General features: G+C 42.2%; 11 protein-coding genes and 1 riboswitch. Of the genes, 7 read left to right on the top strand and 4 right to left on the bottom strand.

The features are described 5' to 3' along the window. Position 1 precedes the first annotated feature (1 nt). Both glgA and I1A42_RS09375 read left to right on the top strand, forming a co-directional pair. Positions 2–1,456 carry a glycogen synthase GlgA gene (gene glgA / locus I1A42_RS09380; RefSeq protein ID WP_196123814.1) on the top strand — a complete coding sequence of 485 codons (1,455 nt, stop codon included), beginning with the start codon at positions 2–4 and terminating at the stop codon, positions 1,454–1,456. A gap of 209 nt (positions 1,457–1,665) precedes the next feature. Further along, entirely contained in the window at positions 1,666–2,460 is a 795-nt protein-coding gene (locus I1A42_RS09375; protein ID WP_196123306.1) for an alpha/beta fold hydrolase, read from the top strand. Between the two features lie 23 nt (positions 2,461–2,483). On the opposite strand, the gene I1A42_RS09370 is transcribed toward I1A42_RS09375, so the two are convergent. The 3 genes from I1A42_RS09370 to purR form a co-directional block, all read right to left on the bottom strand. Continuing rightward, a complete protein-coding gene (locus I1A42_RS09370; RefSeq protein WP_196123305.1) occupies positions 2,484–2,810 on the bottom strand; it encodes a putative signal transducing protein in 327 nt (108 codons plus the stop codon). 632 nt (positions 2,811–3,442) lie between these two features. Continuing rightward, entirely contained in the window at positions 3,443–4,030 is a 588-nt protein-coding gene (locus I1A42_RS09365) for a TfoX/Sxy family DNA transformation protein (protein ID WP_196123813.1), read from the bottom strand. 113 nt (positions 4,031–4,143) lie between these two features. After that, positions 4,144–4,242, bottom strand: a riboswitch (cyclic di-GMP riboswitch). Between the two features lie 153 nt (positions 4,243–4,395). Beyond that, positions 4,396–5,403, bottom strand: a complete 1,008-nt coding sequence (gene purR / locus I1A42_RS09360; protein WP_196123304.1) for an HTH-type transcriptional repressor PurR — start codon at positions 5,401–5,403, stop codon at positions 4,396–4,398. Between the two features lie 1,100 nt (positions 5,404–6,503). On the opposite strand from purR, the gene torR reads away from it, so the two are divergent. Then, positions 6,504–7,202, top strand: a complete 699-nt coding sequence (gene torR, locus I1A42_RS09355) for a two-component system response regulator TorR (RefSeq protein WP_161157685.1) — start codon at positions 6,504–6,506, stop codon at positions 7,200–7,202. A 79-nt stretch (positions 7,203–7,281) separates the two neighbouring features. On the opposite strand, the gene elyC is transcribed toward torR, so the two are convergent. Next, positions 7,282–8,118 (bottom strand): envelope biogenesis factor ElyC, encoded by an 837-nt coding sequence (gene elyC / locus I1A42_RS09350; protein WP_161157684.1) that lies wholly within the window; start codon positions 8,116–8,118, stop codon positions 7,282–7,284. Between the two features lie 115 nt (positions 8,119–8,233). Here elyC and cmoM point away from each other — a divergent pair, with 115 nt between their 5' ends. Genes cmoM through mukB form a run of 4 tightly spaced genes read left to right on the top strand, consistent with a single transcriptional unit; the run spans position 8,234 to position 15,513 of the window. Beyond that, the gene (cmoM, locus tag I1A42_RS09345; RefSeq protein WP_196123303.1) at positions 8,234–9,016 is read left to right on the top strand and encodes a tRNA uridine 5-oxyacetic acid(34) methyltransferase CmoM; all 783 of its coding nucleotides are present in this window, start codon (positions 8,234–8,236) and stop codon (positions 9,014–9,016) included. A gap of 11 nt (positions 9,017–9,027) precedes the next feature. Further along, the gene (mukF, locus tag I1A42_RS09340) at positions 9,028–10,365 is read left to right on the top strand and encodes a chromosome partition protein MukF (RefSeq protein ID WP_196123302.1); all 1,338 of its coding nucleotides are present in this window, start codon (positions 9,028–9,030) and stop codon (positions 10,363–10,365) included. Beyond that, positions 10,346–11,062, top strand: a complete 717-nt coding sequence (gene mukE / locus I1A42_RS09335) for a chromosome partition protein MukE (RefSeq protein ID WP_161157681.1) — start codon at positions 10,346–10,348, stop codon at positions 11,060–11,062. The genes mukF and mukE overlap by 20 nt, the downstream gene beginning before the upstream one ends. Continuing rightward, on the top strand, positions 11,059–15,513 hold the full coding sequence (gene mukB, locus I1A42_RS09330) for a chromosome partition protein MukB (RefSeq protein WP_196123301.1): 4,455 nt from the start codon (positions 11,059–11,061) through the stop codon (positions 15,511–15,513). The genes mukE and mukB overlap by 4 nt, the downstream gene beginning before the upstream one ends. Positions 15,514–15,656: the final 143 nt, after the last annotated feature.

The following is a 15,656-nucleotide window of genomic DNA, read 5'->3' as shown; positions in this document are numbered from 1 at the left end:
AATGGAGCAAATCAGTGTGTGGTTTGCCGTTTCAGAAGCGCAAGGTTTAGTGAAGAGTGGTGGTTTAGCTGATGTAGCGAAAGCATTACCTAAATCTCTCTCTCAATTAGGACAACAGGTAGCCATTGTGCTACCTGCTTATCGTAGTATTCCTGATAAAAACTCACTCCCTGTGGTCTTGGAAACCGATCTCACACATTGGCCTCACTCATCCTATAAAGTGAGGCAAACAGAGTTAGATGGTGTGCCGGTTTATTTGATCGATAATGATCACTATTTTGACCGTCCAGAACTGTATGCAGAGCAGAATCAAGCTTACGCTGATAACGGCGAACGGTTCAGTTTTTTCTCTGCTGCAAGCTTAGATGTTCTGCCTAAGTTGGGGATTAAACCCAATGTTATTCATGCGAACGATTGGCATACAGGACTGATCCCTTTCTTATTAAAAACCCGCTATCGCTATGATGCGTATTATGAAGGTATGAAAAGTGTCTTAACCATTCATAATGCGATTTTTAAAGGCATATTTTCTTACCATGAATTGGAAATTATTCCGGAATTGAATCTCAATGGTATGGAGTTTTTACGTTATGGTGTCGATCATGTAAGTATGCTTCGAGCAGGGATTGCTTATGCGGACAAAATTAATGCAGTTAGTCCAAACTATGCATGTGAACTGCTAACACCGTTAGGATCGCATGGGTTGGTCGATGATTTTGTTCGGCGTGCGCGTGATTTGCACGGTATTGTTAATGGTTGTGACTATTCGGAGTGGGATCCTAAAACAGATCAGTTTTTGCCACAGACATATAGTGATGACGCGGCCTCTTTACAAGCGGGCAAACAAGCCGCAAAGCTCGCTTTACAAGAAGAAGTGCACTTACCGACTCGCTCTGTGCCCATGTTTGGTATGGTGTGCCGTTTAACGCACCAAAAGGGATTTCATTACTTACTCCCTATCATCGAGGCATTTCTGCGTAATGATGTGCAATTAGTTATTGTGGGGACTGGAGAGCCTGAAGTTGCTGGGCGTCTACGTAAACTGGCTGATAAATACAGTGAACAGTTTGCATTTGTTGAAACTTATAGCAATAAGTTGGCGCACTGGGTTGAAGCGGGCGCTGATTTCTTTTTGATGCCATCAGAGTTTGAAGCGTGTGGATTAAATCAAATTTATAGTATGGCTTACGGTACTTTACCTATTGTTAGAGAAGTAGGGGGATTGAAAGATACCGTAGTGGATTACGATAAAGATCCTCATGAAGCGACCGGCTTTGGTTTTTTAGAGCCATCGCCAGAGGCACTTTTAATTATTATGCAGCGTGCGTTACTGTTCTATCTGCAGCAACCTGCTCAATTTCTCGAAGTTCAACAAAGAGCGATGCGCATAGATTTTAGTTGGGAAGTATCAGCACAAGAATACATTAAGATGTATAGACAGGCATTGTTTGACTAAACGTTGCCCATCCATCGATGTACTTTACTAAGCGGAGAGTGTCACTCTCCGCTTTTTTTATCGATTAACACAATGAAAAGGACATTTGATATTGTGCGTTCCAATAAGGTGACTTGGGTCAATAACGCATCAGGGTGATTTTGTTTGAAAGGGGAAGATATTGACTTTATCAATGTGGTAGACTTGCGCCGCTATTAATTTGGAGCAAAATGGCTTACTTACTGATGTTATTCCATAAAGTGTATTCACATCCCACCAGTCAACAATGGGTCGTATTTATTCACGGCGCTGGGGGCAGTTCGTCTTTGTGGTTTAAGCAAATCAAGGAGTATCGACAACATTTTAATTTGCTTCTGGTTGATCTTCGTGGTCATGGTAAATCAAATCGAGGTCCTAAAGAGTGGTTACTCAAACCTTATCAGTTCGCTGATGTCGCGCAAGATGTCATTCACGTGATTGATCATCTTAGCATTGAAAAAGCCCACTTTGTTGCCATGTCTTTGGGAACCATTATTGTACGAACAATTGCCCAACTTGTCCCTGAGCGTGTCGAAAGCATGGTGATGGGGGGAGCGGTGATGCAGTTTAATCTACGTTCTCGGATATTGGTTAAAATTGGGGATTGGTGTAAAAATATCGTCCCATACATGTGGTTATACCAACTTTTTGCCCATGTCGTAATGCCTGATAAACATCAAAAAGAATCACGTCACCTCTTTATAAGAGAAGCTAAAAAGCTGTGTCAAAAAGAGTTTAAACGTTGGTATCGTTTAACCGCTGAAGCCCATGCACTGATGGGACATTTTAGAGAAACAGAGTTACCTATTCCCACGTTATACTTAATGGGAGAGCGCGATCATCTATTCCTTCCTGCCATTAGAAAAATGCTCAGTACACACCGCTGTAGTCAGTTGATAGAGTTATCCAATTGTGGTCATGTTTGCAATATCGAGCAATCTGAGGCCTTTAATCACCACTCGATTCGCTTTCTCTTGCACCAATAAATACGGTTCCCATTCAGAAAATATTAATCACACCCTTGGTGATCAGGTTTCCCACATTTCCAACAAACAGCGAACTGACCTTCATTGGTTTCCCCGCAATTAGAACAGACCCAATTTTTATAATGGATACCACTATTATCGGTTTGGGTTTGACGAATAAGTTCCCATGCATAATCGGCATCTAGACGATTAAATAGCCAAATATATGGCGCTGATTGGTCATCGGCAGGAATCTCTCCTCTTAACCCGAACCACTGTTCCCCTCTGACTTCGCATTTGATGTTTGACTGCTGGAGTAGTCCGCACAGTATATGAGCTTCAGTTGGGTTATTTGCGATATAAAGTTTCAATATCAATTACCTTGAGTGGTCACAGTCTAACCAAGATTATGTAAATGAACAGTGTTTCAAATTGGATGTCATATTATGTCCCAATTAAGGACTAAATATGGCTGTCACATTTTTATAATAATCAATGTAATAACCGTACAATGTTTTTGTGATAATTATCACAAAATAATACCATTTAAGAAAAATGAGTAAAAATTTATTTATGCAATTTAAAGCATAAATTGATCTATCTCATGGCGAATAATTGTAATCTATAGTCTCAACTATTTTAGTTATTACTACTATTCTAAAACATTATGAGTTGGAAATTCGGTGATAAACCGCAAAATTATTAGCAGATTTATAGGTTAACTAACGGTTATTTATCTAGATATAGCCTTGGGACAAATGAGTTAAGGGTTATGCACATACACGACTGGTAAAGCCAAAAGACGAGTCTAGCAAGAATGATTCGCGATAGTGATGTTGTTGATATCTCTGATGAGTCTACAAGCAAGTATGGCGGGTTTTATCTTTTAGGTGAGCAATAGCTCTAAAATGTATCTAAATGGCTCATATGTGCGTTATAGCGCGCATAAAAAAGCACCCCAGAGGGTGCTTTCAGCAACAAGCCTTGTTAGCAACAAATTTGGCTAAAGATTCTGCATTAACTCGTCACGCCGAGTTTGTGGAATAACAGACCAGTGCTTGCCTTCGATTGCGCCTTCAAGAGCCCATAAAAGCTCTAGACTTACATCGGTAGAGTGAGTTTGCTGAATTGCTTTATACGCTTCAACCGCTCCTTTATCGTGTAACTCTTCGACAGATTCAATTCCCGCTTTACGCAACATACGTTCTGTAGCTAAACGTAAATTAGGTAAATCTTTCAATCGGTTAGGTTTAGCTTTTGCCTGAGTCTCGCGTTCTTGTTTCGCGATCTTCAACGCAGATTTTGCTTCATCTAAAATAGTATCGGGTGTATCCCAAAACGATTCTGGAAGAGCAAAATATTTTGTAACCACTGGGAAACCACGTTTTTTGTAAACGTATGGTTCTAAGCCTTGTTGTTTGTATTTCTCAGAACAAGAATCATCAGCTCTGATATGAAGCATATCGTTAACAACCAACGCGAACATTGTGTCGTCTACGAAGATTCCAAAGCCGCCAAACATTGAACGAGATTTTACGCGACCTAATTTTTCAAAGAGTCGCATTGAGTTTTTTATTATTGGTTTATCCATGCCTTTAGTCTCGGTGTATTTGAACATACGCCACCAAAATCCAGGTCCGAGAATGTAGCAAAAGAATGCAAAGACCGTGTCAATAAGAAGTTAACATCATATGCATTTTTGCCATCGGTAACCCCGCTACCTACCCAGAACATCTGTACCACCTGGGGTTCAGGCCGGAAGCTTTGCGTCCCACCTTTACAGATGGTTTGCCCTGTGCGTGACATTTCGTTAATTAGAGTAATCTTAAACTTGAACATAAATCACATAAAAATTGCTTCTATGTGATATTGCTCACAAAAATGACTGCATTAATAATAAACGATAAATTCATCAATAAAAGTGTAAAGAAGGCAGAGCTAAAGCAATGTAAGTTATTATTTTATAATGCTTTTTACCGACTCTCGTTCGATAAGCTCTGGATGCATTTCAAAAATACGGCGTTCATGCTCTTTATTTTTGATGCGTTCAAGCAAGATTTCGAATGCGTTTTTACCAACACGGCGCTTAGGCTGATGGATGGTGGTTAACGGTGGAGAGAAATATTCGGATAGTTCAATATTATCATAACCAATGACTGACATTTCTTCGGGGATTTTTACGCCTTTCTGTTGTAGGCGACTCATTAAGCCCAGTGCCATCGTATCGTTGAAACAAAAAACAGCGGTCGGTTTTTCATCCATCGCCAAAATTTTGTCAGCAGCAAGAACGGCGGTATCACATTCAAAGTTACCCTCAAGAATCCAATCTTCGTTCACATCATAGTTTGCTTCGTTCATTGCGCGACGAAAACCTTGAATACGCTCTTGGCAGGTAATTTTGTTTAAGTGGCCACTCAAGCAGGCAATATGGCTATGACCATGATCGATAAGGTATTTAGTGGCGATATAGCCACCTTCTTCTGAGTTATCCATGATTTTATCGGCTTGGGAGTCTTCTAATCCCCAATCCATGATCACTTTAGGAATATCGGAATGGCTCTCGAGCATTTGCATCAATTCAGGCGTCATATCCGAACACATAACCAACATGCCATCAACGCGTTTCTCTGCGAGCATGCGTACGTAGTCGCGCTGTTTTTCATAAATGCCACCAGTGTTACATAGGATCAACGTATAACCTTGGCGATAACAGTAGCTTTCGACACCATCGATGACTTCGGAGAAAAATTGGTTCGTGGACTGGGTGACCAACATGCCAATGGTTCGAGTTGTGTTGCATTTTAAACTGCGGGCAACTGCACTAGGGGCATAGTTCAACTCCTTAACAGCAGATAGCACTTTTTCTTGAGTTGCTTCTGCCACAAAACGGGTTTTGTTGATGACATGTGATACGGTGGTCGTAGAAACGCCAGCCAAGCGTGCTACATCTTTTATTGTCGCCATAGGTGATTTCCATTGGTATCAAATAACCTGAAAGTACATTGGTGATGATAATGTTGAACAGTCAGGTTTCGCTTTATTTTAGTGCAAAAAGCGGGAATAGTAGTAAAAACACAAAAACCGCTACAAGAAAGCGGTTTTTGACAATTAGTTTGAGTATTTATTAGCATCCAAGATTCTAGACTGCTCTGGCGATCACCGCAACGAAAAATTCATAATTTAATCTCAACTGATCTCGCCAACTTTTCTTATGCTTGCGACTCATTGTCTACATGATGGCGACAGATTGCTGGGTTATCAATATATTTTATCAATATGTAAAATGGACGGCTTAAGCGTATAAATGACATTTAGACTCTACGGGAGAGCTCACGTTGTTTCATGATGTGCTAACGAATAATGCACATATGATAACTAACCTAAAATAGGTAAGTCATGAGAAGTTTGATTGCAGAACCGAGGATTAGGACGGACAAAGTAGAGGTAAAAGGCACTTTTTATCACTTTCCCCTATCAACGGCGCTTATATACCCAAATGACCTCAAGATGCAGGATTCAGAGCTTCATCAACGAGCCTAGGTCAAGCTCAATCACAGCAGGAATGGTCATTCCCTTTCAAGGTGATTGAGCGCAGAAATAGGGTTGTTGATGAGCTCCCAAAGGGCGAGTTTTATTCGCTCCTAGGCTGTGTTACTGATTTTCAACGTAGAATGACTATGTCTTCAAATCAGTGCCTTGCCTAAGAGCGAATACATTCTCGCTGAAACAGCATCTTGAGGTTACTTGGGTATAACCTCTTATTTGAAAATTTCTTAAAAATAAAAAACATAAAAATCATTCTATTAAATATGAACAACTATTTAAAATATTTTGTTTTTATCTATGGATGTGACCGTTATTTACAGTCGAGTCAAATATAAATAGTTAAAGGTTGTGTTTCATCCTGTTAAATATTCAATTTAGAGTATTGTAATGAAACTAAAACTTTATATAAGCTTGTTTTGAATCAATAAAGCAGCAGGTTTTGTAGAGGAACTCTAGAATTGTTACCAACTATGAATAGAATGAACTGGTATTAAATTTACCGGAATCAAGTGACGTCTATGAGTTATCACTTATTAGTCGTAGAAGGCGACGCAGACACGCGTGTAACGCTGGTCGATTACTTCAAACAAGAAGGCTATCACGTCTCAGAGACAGAGACTGGCGGTGATATGCGTGAAATCCTCAGACACCAGTTGGTTGATGTCGTATTAATGGATGCTCATCTAGCTCGGGACGATAGCCTAATGCTCACTCGGGAACTACGCAGTCATTCAGATGTAGGCATTATTCTTGTTAATGGTCGTGAAGATAGCATCGATCGTATTATTGGTTTAGAAATGGGGGCTGACGATTATATCGCTCGTCCTTTTGAATTACGCGAATTATTAGTTCGAGTGAAAAACTTAATATGGCGTGTGAGTAAAGCTCGAGAAGGTGGTGCAGACCAGTCGGAGCAACAAATACATTTTGGCGATTGGTCTTTTGATATTCAACGTCGATTATTGAGTCAAAATGGTGAACCGATAAAATTAACCAAAGCTGAATATGAATTATTGGTGGCATTAGCATCGAATCCTCATCAAGTACTGACACGAGAAGCGATATTAAATATGATCAGTCACAGAGTTGATGCACCTAATGACAGAACGATTGATGTATTGATTCGTCGACTTCGTTCGAAGATGGAACAGGATCCTAAAACACCACAGATTATTGTCACAGTGCATGGAGAAGGTTATATGTTCGCTGGCAACTGATGTAATAATGTGAATAAAAAGCCCACAACTTCAATTCAAGTTGTGGGCTTTTTTATAAATGTTATTTCAGTACACGACTTTATTTATCGTCACTGCTCGGTGCTACGGGTTCGGCATCGGTATTGGTTGCAGCCCCAATTGCCTGTGTATGATAACCAGTGACCCAGTCACGTAAAATTTGCCATAAATGGCCCATGGTTTCATGCCAATAGCGTTCCGTTTGTTCTAAATAACGTGCTTTAGGTGTGTATTTTTCCCATGGCTGAGCGATGTTTTTCTGCGCCAAATAGTTGGTTGGCGCAGGAAGAGGGGAAAGTCCCGCTGAATGAAATTCATACAAAGCTCGCTTCATATGAGCGGCAGAAGTCACTAAAACTAATTTTTTCTGTTGGACGAATGCAGCGGCTTGGCGAGCTTCTTCCCACGTGTCTTTCGCTGTTTCCAACAAAATTATTTCAGATTTTGGTACTCCTAATGAGAGCGCAACTTGGGCTAACATGCGAGCATGGCTAAATTCACTGCCACCAGCATAACCAGACAAAATCAGTTTAGAACCGGGATACATGCGCATAATACGAATGCCTTCGGTTAATCGCATCAGAGCCGTTCTGCTTAGTTCCGATGTTGGCGGAATTTGGTCGTCAACAACGTGACCGCTACCAAGAACCATAACGTAATCGATGGATTCATCGACAGGAAGAAACGCAGTGTACTGGCGCTCTAATGGCATCAACAAACGGGATGACACAGGTTGGAATGAAATTAAAAACAAGCCAGTAAGAGAAAATAACACAATGAAACATCCACTCTTACGTTTGGATGTAAACATGATCAGTAATAAGCCTATAAATCCGATTATCAGCAGGGCTGGTAGCGGCATAAATAGGGACGAAATGATTTTTTTCAGCTCAAACATATCCAAAATAGTCCGAAAAAACAGCACTTGACAGTAAAATACACGAAACTCTCTTTATTCCTGCCATTCCTATGACAGAATAGCAGAACGATTCGTTATCATAACTCAAGCTGCCGTGACTAAAGATCGCAATTTCGACGATATTGCCCACAAATTTGCAAAAAACATCTATGGCTCAGACAAAGGTGAAATCCGCCAAGTCATTGTTTGGGAAGACATAGAACAATTGTTAACTCATTTGCCCGTCGCTGACAAGTGTTTAGATATTCTAGATGCTGGTGGTGGGTTAGCACAAATGTCCCAAAAATTAGCCAAATTGGGTCATCGGGTGACGTTGTGTGATCTATCTTCGGAAATGTTACGTTTGGCTGAGCAGGACATTGAAAAAAATGGGCTACTTGAGCAATATCGCTTGGTCCATTCACCAGTTCAATCGGTTCAGGAGCATTTGGCCGGCCCGGTTGATATGTTAATGTTCCATGCCGTGATGGAATGGTTAGCAGAACCTAGACCTGCACTGGAAAATTTACTTAATCAAGTGAAACCTGGTGGCATGGCATCGATTATGTTCTATAACTATCACGGTCTGGTGTACAAAAATGCCGTGTGCGGAAATATTCCCCACATTCTCAATGGGATGCCCCATAAGAAGAGATTTAAGTTACAACCGCAGAAAGGCTTAGTCCCTGAAGATGTTTACCAATGGATAGAACAATCAGGGTTCGAAATTTGTGGTAAGACCGGAATTCGCTGTTTTAGTGATTATATTGGTAATATGCAAAACATGGGCGAATACCAACATGAAGATGTACTGGCTTTAGAACGAAAATTTTGCCGACAAGAGCCGTACCTCTCATTAGGCCGATACATTCATGTGTGGGCTAAGAAGAAACAATAACAGGAATAAGAATGAGTGAGTTGACTCATACTGCTGACAAACTGCCGATTGATGAATTAGTCGGTTGGGTGAAACAGCACGATTTCTCACTGAACCTATCATCTGAGCGTCTGGCGTTTTTAATTGCTATCTCTGTGTTGAGTAGTGAACGCTTTGATGAAGAGTTAGGGGAAGGTGAGCTGCAAGATGCATTTAAAATTGTGACACGAATGTTCGAAGAGACTGGTGAAGCCTCTGCATTTCGTGCCAACAATGCAATTAATGAATTGGTAGCACAGCGTTTGATTCGGCGTTTCACTAGCGAAGTGACCGATGGCGCAAGTATCTACCGGCTTTCTCCTTTGGCCATTGGTATCACCGATTACTATGTGCGCCACCGTGAATTTTCTAAACTCAAGCTTTCTATCCAGCTTTCAATGGTGGCTGGAGAAATGAGTAAAGCGGTTGAAGCGGCGACACAAAGTGGCACTCCACAAGAATGGCGCAAAAATGTCTATGGGGTATTAAAGTACTCCGTGGGCGAAATATTCGATCAAATCGACCTCAACCAGCGGGTGATGGATGAACAGCAGCAGTTAGTGAAAGACCAAATTGCTGAACTGTTAAATCAAGATTGGCGCGATGCGATTTCAAGTTGTGAAACGTTATTATCTGAAACGTCAGAAACCTTGCGAGAATTGCAAGATACTTTGCAAGCCGCTGGGGATGAATTGCAAACCCAAATTCTTGATATTCAAGAGACCATCTACGGTAATGATGAACTAGAGTTTATAGCAGAGACCTTATTTGGTTTACAGATGAAACTCGACCGAATCATCAGTTGGGGCCAGCAGGCGATTGATTTATGGATTGGTTATGACCGCCATGTTCATAAGTTTATTCGTACAGCGATCGACATGGACCAAAATAGGGCCTTTAGTCAGCGCTTACGCCAATCTGTTACCGATTTCTTCAAGCAACCTTGGTTCCTCACTTTTGCTGATGCAGAGCGCTTACGTGATATGCGTGATGAAGCGTTAGTGTTACGTGATGATGAAGTGACCGGGATTGTACCTGAAGAAGTAGAGTATGAAGAGTTTGAACGCATTAATGATGAGCTTGCCGAGCGCGTCGGCGTAATGCTGAAAGAATTTAAAGACCATAATAAACCGATTGATTTGGGTTCAGTCTTACGTGATTACCTCGCAGAACATCCGCGAACTCACCATTTTGATTTAGCCAGAATTGTTGTCGATCAAGCGGTGCGCCTAGGATATTCAGATTCTGATTATCAAGCAGTGCAGCCCGATTGGAAAGCGATTAACGAATTTGGTGCAAAGGTACAAGCAAATGTCATTGACCGATACTAATGAATACATGCCAGATAATCTGGCCAAAGCGATTGCAAATCCGCTTTTCCCGCAACTAGACAGCTTATTGCGTGCGGGACGTCATATCTCAAGTGATGATATGGATAACCACACTTTCTTGTGTGATTTCGAAACAGATTTAGCCCTATTTTACCAGCGCTATAACACGGAACTCGTACGCGCACCTGAAGGTTTTTTCTATCTTCGTCCCCGTTCAACCTCGTTGATTAGCCGTAGTGTGTTATCTGAGTTGGATATGCTTGTCGGTAAGGTATTGTGTTTTCTCTATTTAAGTCCAGAGCGTTTGGCACAGGAAGGTATTTTTACTAACCAAGAATTGTATGAAGAGCTCATGCAATTAGCCGACGAAAAGAAATTGATGAAACTGGTGACAAATCGTGCCAGTGGCTCAGATCTCGATAAAGAAAAGTTGTTCGATAAAGTTCGCACATCGCTGCGCCGTTTACGTCGTTTAGGCATGATTATTAACGTCGGTGAAACCATGAAGTTTCGTATTACCGAAGCGGTGTTTCGCTTTGGTGCTGACGTACGTGTCGGTGATGATATGCGTGAAGCACAATTGCGCCTTATCCGCGATGGTGAAGCAGTGGTCTATCATGAAGAGCCTAATCAGCCGACATTGCTAGATGAACAAGATTATGATGATGAACAGACTGAATTAGAAGGTGAAGCATGATTGACAGAGGTAAATATCAATCACTGACCATGGTCAACTGGAATGGTTTTTTCGCCCGGACATTTGATATCGATAACTTGGTCACCACGCTATCTGGTGGTAATGGTGCAGGTAAATCGACCACCATGGCATCTTTTATTACCACGTTAATTCCGGATCAAACCTTACTTCATTTTCGTAATACGACAGAAGCAGGCAGTTCGCAGTCCTCACGTGATAAAGGGCTATATGGTAAATTACAGCCAGGTACATGTTATGCGGCGCTTGATGTCGTTAACTCGCGTAAACAACGCCTGTTGTTTGCGGTTAAATTGCAGCAAGTAGCAGGGCGCGATAAAAAAGTCGATATCAAACCTTTTGTTATCCAAGGCCTACCAAGTCATGTGAAACCGACAGATGTGTTAATTGAAACGGTATCTGAGCACCAAGCTCGCGTTCGTCAGATTAACGAAGTAAAAGACGCAGTAGCCGCTTTAGAAGGTGTGACGTTTAAAACGTTTAATTCTGTTGTCGACTACCATAGCCAAATGTTCGAGTCTGGGGTGATTCCTAAGAAACTGCGTAACAGCAGTGATCGCTCTAAGTTCTATCGTTTGATTGAAGCATCACTATACGGTGGTATTTCGAGCGCCATTACTCGCTCATTGCGTGACTACTTGTTGCCACAAAACGGTGGAGTCAAAAAAGCCTTCCAAGATATGGAATCGGCATTGCGTGAAAACCGTCTGACATTAGAAGCGATTAAAACCACGCAAGCCGACCGTGATCTGTTCAAGCATTTGATCACTGAATCGACTAACTATGTTGCGGCAGACTATATGCGTCACGCCAATGAGCGTCGCAACAAAGTGGATCATACATTGACGTTGCGCCGTGAATTGTTTGAAACACGCAGCGCTTTAATTGAACATAATGAGGTGTTAAACCGCGTTCAAGAAGAGCTGGGACAGTTTGCAGAGCAAGAAGGGGCGCTAGAGCAAGATTATCAAGGTGCCTCTGACCATTTACAATTAGTGCAAAATGCGTTGCGCCAACAAGAAAAAATTGAACGCTATCAAGATGATTTAGAAGAACTAAATATTCGTCTTGAAGAGCAAATGATGGTCGTTGAAGAAGCGCAAGAGCGCTTAATCATGGCAGAAGAACAAGCCACCATTTCTGAAGAAGAAGTGGATAGCTTAAAAACGCAACTTGCCGATTACCAACAAGCATTAGACGTACAGCAAACACGTGCGTTGCAGTATCAACAAGCGGTTCAAGCGCTGGATAAAGCTCGTCAATTATTGGGTGATGATGACCTGACCATTGATAAAGCCATCGAAGCGGTCTCTTCATTACGTAAACAGCAAGATTCTCAAACTCAAACCCTATTATCGCTGAAACATCGTTTGGATATGTCTTCGGCAGCGGCTGAGCAATTTGAGAAAGCATATGCGTTAGTTAAAACTATTAAAGGTGATGTAGCCCGCAGTGATGCGGCGCAAGAAGCGAAATCAGCGCTGAGTGCTTTTCGTGATGCAGGCCATACCGTTAGCAACGAACATCAGTGGGTATCCCAGCAACGTGATCTCTCTCGCCGCGCAGAGCAGCAAAGCCATATACGTCGTTTAGTTGATGAATACCAGCAACTTCATCATGTTGAATTAAAAGATGAAATTACTGCAGAACAAGAGTACGAACGTCATAATGCGTTAATTGAACAGTTGGATGTGTCTTATGAAACGCTACGTGAAGAACGCAGTGTTCTTCGCCAGCAAGAGCAAGACCTCAGCAGTGAAATCTCTCGCTTAGAAACACAAGCACCTAGCTGGATTAAAGCCAATGATGCCCTTGAAAGCCTACGTGAGCAGAGTGGGGCGGAATTAGCCGATAGTCAGTCGGTAATGAGTCAGATGCAGATTGTGTTAGAAGAAGAAAAAACACAATCGATTGAAAAAGACAAGTTGGCTGAGCGTCGTGAGCAACTAGAGAGTGAAATCTCTCGTCTCTCTTCACCTGGTGGTTCGAATGATCCACGTCTGAAAGGATTGGCTGATACGCTTGGTGGCGTTCTACTGTCTGAGATTTATGACGATATTACGATTGCGGATGCACCATATTTTAGCGCCATGTATGGCCCGGCTCGTCATGCGATTGTTGTCTCTGATCTCAGTGGCATTAAAGAACGTTTGGTAGAACTCGATGACTGCCCTGAAGATCTTTACCTGATTGAAGGTGATGTTGATGCATTCGATGATAGCTCGTTTGATGCTGAAGAGTTAGAAGGGGCCGTTTGCGTTCAATTTAACGATCGCCAAATGCGTTACTCTCGTTTACCTGAGATTCCACTGTTTGGTCGTGCTGCACGAGATCAACGGTTAGAAAAATTGCGTGAAGAGCGTGAAGAAGTAGTAGAGCAGCATGCGAAAGCCGCGTTTGACGCCCAGAAATTGCAGCGTTTATACCAAGCGTTGAACCAATTTGTTGCTGAGCATATCCAGGTCGCATTCCAACAAGATCCTGAGCAAGCTTTATATACTGCGCGCGATCGTCGTAACCAAGTGACACGTGAATTGTCTCAACTTGAGAATCAAGAGCATCAGCAACGTTCTCAACGTCAGATCAGTAAGCAAGCATTGTCAGCGCTGGATAAAATCGTGCCTAATATGGCATTGATCGAAGACGATACGCTTACCGAGCGTTTGGCTGAAATTGAAGAAAAAATTGAGCAGTTAGATCTGGCAAAAACCTTCATTGCTAAACACGGTAAAGCGGCACAAGAGCTAGAGGCTGTCGTAACGTCGCTAGATGGTGACCCTGAACAATTTGATGCGTTAGAACGTGACTATCAAGCCGCAGACCAAGCACTGCAAACCTTGAAATCACAAATCTTTGCCTTATCTGATCTGGTTGAGCGTCGTCACTATTTTAGCTACTCAGATTCGGTTGATTTATCGAATCAAAGTAGTCAGCTCAGTGAGCAGCTTAAAGTTAAATTGGCCCAAGCTGAAACTCAGCGAACTCGTAGCCGTGAAGCACTAAAACAAGCGCAAACACAGATTAACCAATACAATCAGGTCTTGGCATCACTGAAAAGTTCTCATCAAGCGAAATTAGAGACGGTTCAAGAGTTTAAGCAAGAACTGCAAGAGTTGGGTGTTCAAGCTGATGAATCAGCTCTGGAACGAGCACAGTATCGCCGTAATGAGCTGCAAGAGCGTTTACATGCAATGCGTAATCGCAAGAGCGAATGTGAACGTATCGTGACATCCAGTGAACTCGAGATGAAATCTCTAGCGAAGCGTTTGAAGAAATTAGAGAAGGAATATCGAGACTTACGTTTATTTGTCGTGAATGCAAAAGCCGGTTGGTGCTCGGTATTGCGTCTTGCGCGTGAAAATGACGTTGAGCGTCGTTTACATAAGCGTGAACTCGCTTATTTGTCTGCCGATGAACTGCGCTCTATGTCAGATAAATCATTAGGTGCGCTGCGTTTAGCGGTGGCAAACAATGATGATTTACGTGATGCATTACGCTTGTCTGAAGACAATGCTCATCCAGAACGTAAGGTATTGTTCTATATTGCCGTTTACCAACATCTACGTGAACGTATTCGCCAAGATATTATTCGTACCGATGATCCAGTTGAAGCCATTGAAGAGATGGAGGTTGAACTGGCTCGTTTAACCGAGGAATTGACCCAACGGGAAAATCGATTGGCAATCAGTTCTGAATCCGTTTCAAGCATCATTCGTAAAACGATTCAACGCGAAGAGAACCGCATTCGAATGCTTAACCAAGGCCTATCTAATATTGGTTTTGGTCAGGTGAAAGGTGTGCGTTTGAACGTGAAAGTGCGCGAAAGTCATGAAACCTTGCTTTTAGGACTTTCTGATCAGCAAGATCAGCATCGTGACCTGTTTGAGAGTACCCGATATACCTTCTCGGAAGCAATGGCGAAATTGTTCCAGCGTGTTAACCCACATATCGATATGGGGCAGCGTTCTCCACAAGTGCTGGGCGAGGAGCTATTGGATTACCGCAACTACTTAGAGTTGAGTGTCGAGGTGAACCGTGGCTCTGATGGGTGGTTGCAAGCGGAATCCGGTGCACTGTCTACTGGTGAAGCGATTGGTACCGGTCAATCCATCTTATTGATGGTTATTCAGAGCTGGGAAGAAGAATCGCGCCGCTTACGCAGTAAAGACATTATCCCTTGTCGTTTATTGTTCTTAGATGAAGCGGCACGTTTGGATGGTAAATCGATCGCAACATTATTCGAATTATGTGAACGATTGGATATGCAACTACTGATCGCGGCTCCCGAGAATATTAGTCCAGAAAAGGGCACAACCTATAAATTGGTTCGTAAGGTCTTTAAAGATCATGAACACGTGCACGTGGTTGGGTTACGTGGGTTTGGGCAAGAGCCCAAACAGTCGCTTCAGCAATCCTTGCTCGAAGAGCTATAGTCTAAATCTTTCTAATTAAAAGCGCCGTCAGGCGCTTTTTTCTTATCACCCGTTTAGTTTTTCAGTGGTATTGCTGAGATAAAAGCGGAAAGTCGGTAATTGAGCACCGTTGTGTACTAGTGTGGGAATATTCATCGATAAAA

It is taken from the genome of Vibrio nitrifigilis, from assembly GCF_015686695.1.
GTDB lineage: Bacteria > Pseudomonadota > Gammaproteobacteria > Enterobacterales > Vibrionaceae > Vibrio > Vibrio nitrifigilis.
Note: the sequence above shows the minus strand (reverse complement) of the source record. Positions and strands in the feature narration are given on the sequence as shown.

What these genes read in the sequence shown, in the direction of transcription:
- glgA (WP_196123814.1), top strand. Translation starts at nt 2, where the DNA reads ATGGAGCAAATCAGTGTGTGGTTTGCCGTTTCAGAAGCGCAAGGTTTA.
- I1A42_RS09375 (WP_196123306.1), top strand. Translation starts at nt 1,666, where the DNA reads ATGGCTTACTTACTGATGTTATTCCATAAAGTGTATTCACATCCCACC.
- I1A42_RS09365 (WP_196123813.1), bottom strand. Translation starts at nt 4,030, where the DNA reads ATGGATAAACCAATAATAAAAAACTCAATGCGACTCTTTGAAAAATTA.
- purR (WP_196123304.1), bottom strand. Translation starts at nt 5,403, where the DNA reads ATGGCGACAATAAAAGATGTAGCACGCTTGGCTGGCGTTTCTACGACC.
- torR (WP_161157685.1), top strand. Translation starts at nt 6,504, where the DNA reads ATGAGTTATCACTTATTAGTCGTAGAAGGCGACGCAGACACGCGTGTA.
- elyC (WP_161157684.1), bottom strand. Translation starts at nt 8,118, where the DNA reads ATGTTTGAGCTGAAAAAAATCATTTCGTCCCTATTTATGCCGCTACCA.
- mukF (WP_196123302.1), top strand. Translation starts at nt 9,028, where the DNA reads ATGAGTGAGTTGACTCATACTGCTGACAAACTGCCGATTGATGAATTA.
- mukE (WP_161157681.1), top strand. Translation starts at nt 10,346, where the DNA reads ATGTCATTGACCGATACTAATGAATACATGCCAGATAATCTGGCCAAA.
- mukB (WP_196123301.1), top strand. Translation starts at nt 11,059, where the DNA reads ATGATTGACAGAGGTAAATATCAATCACTGACCATGGTCAACTGGAAT.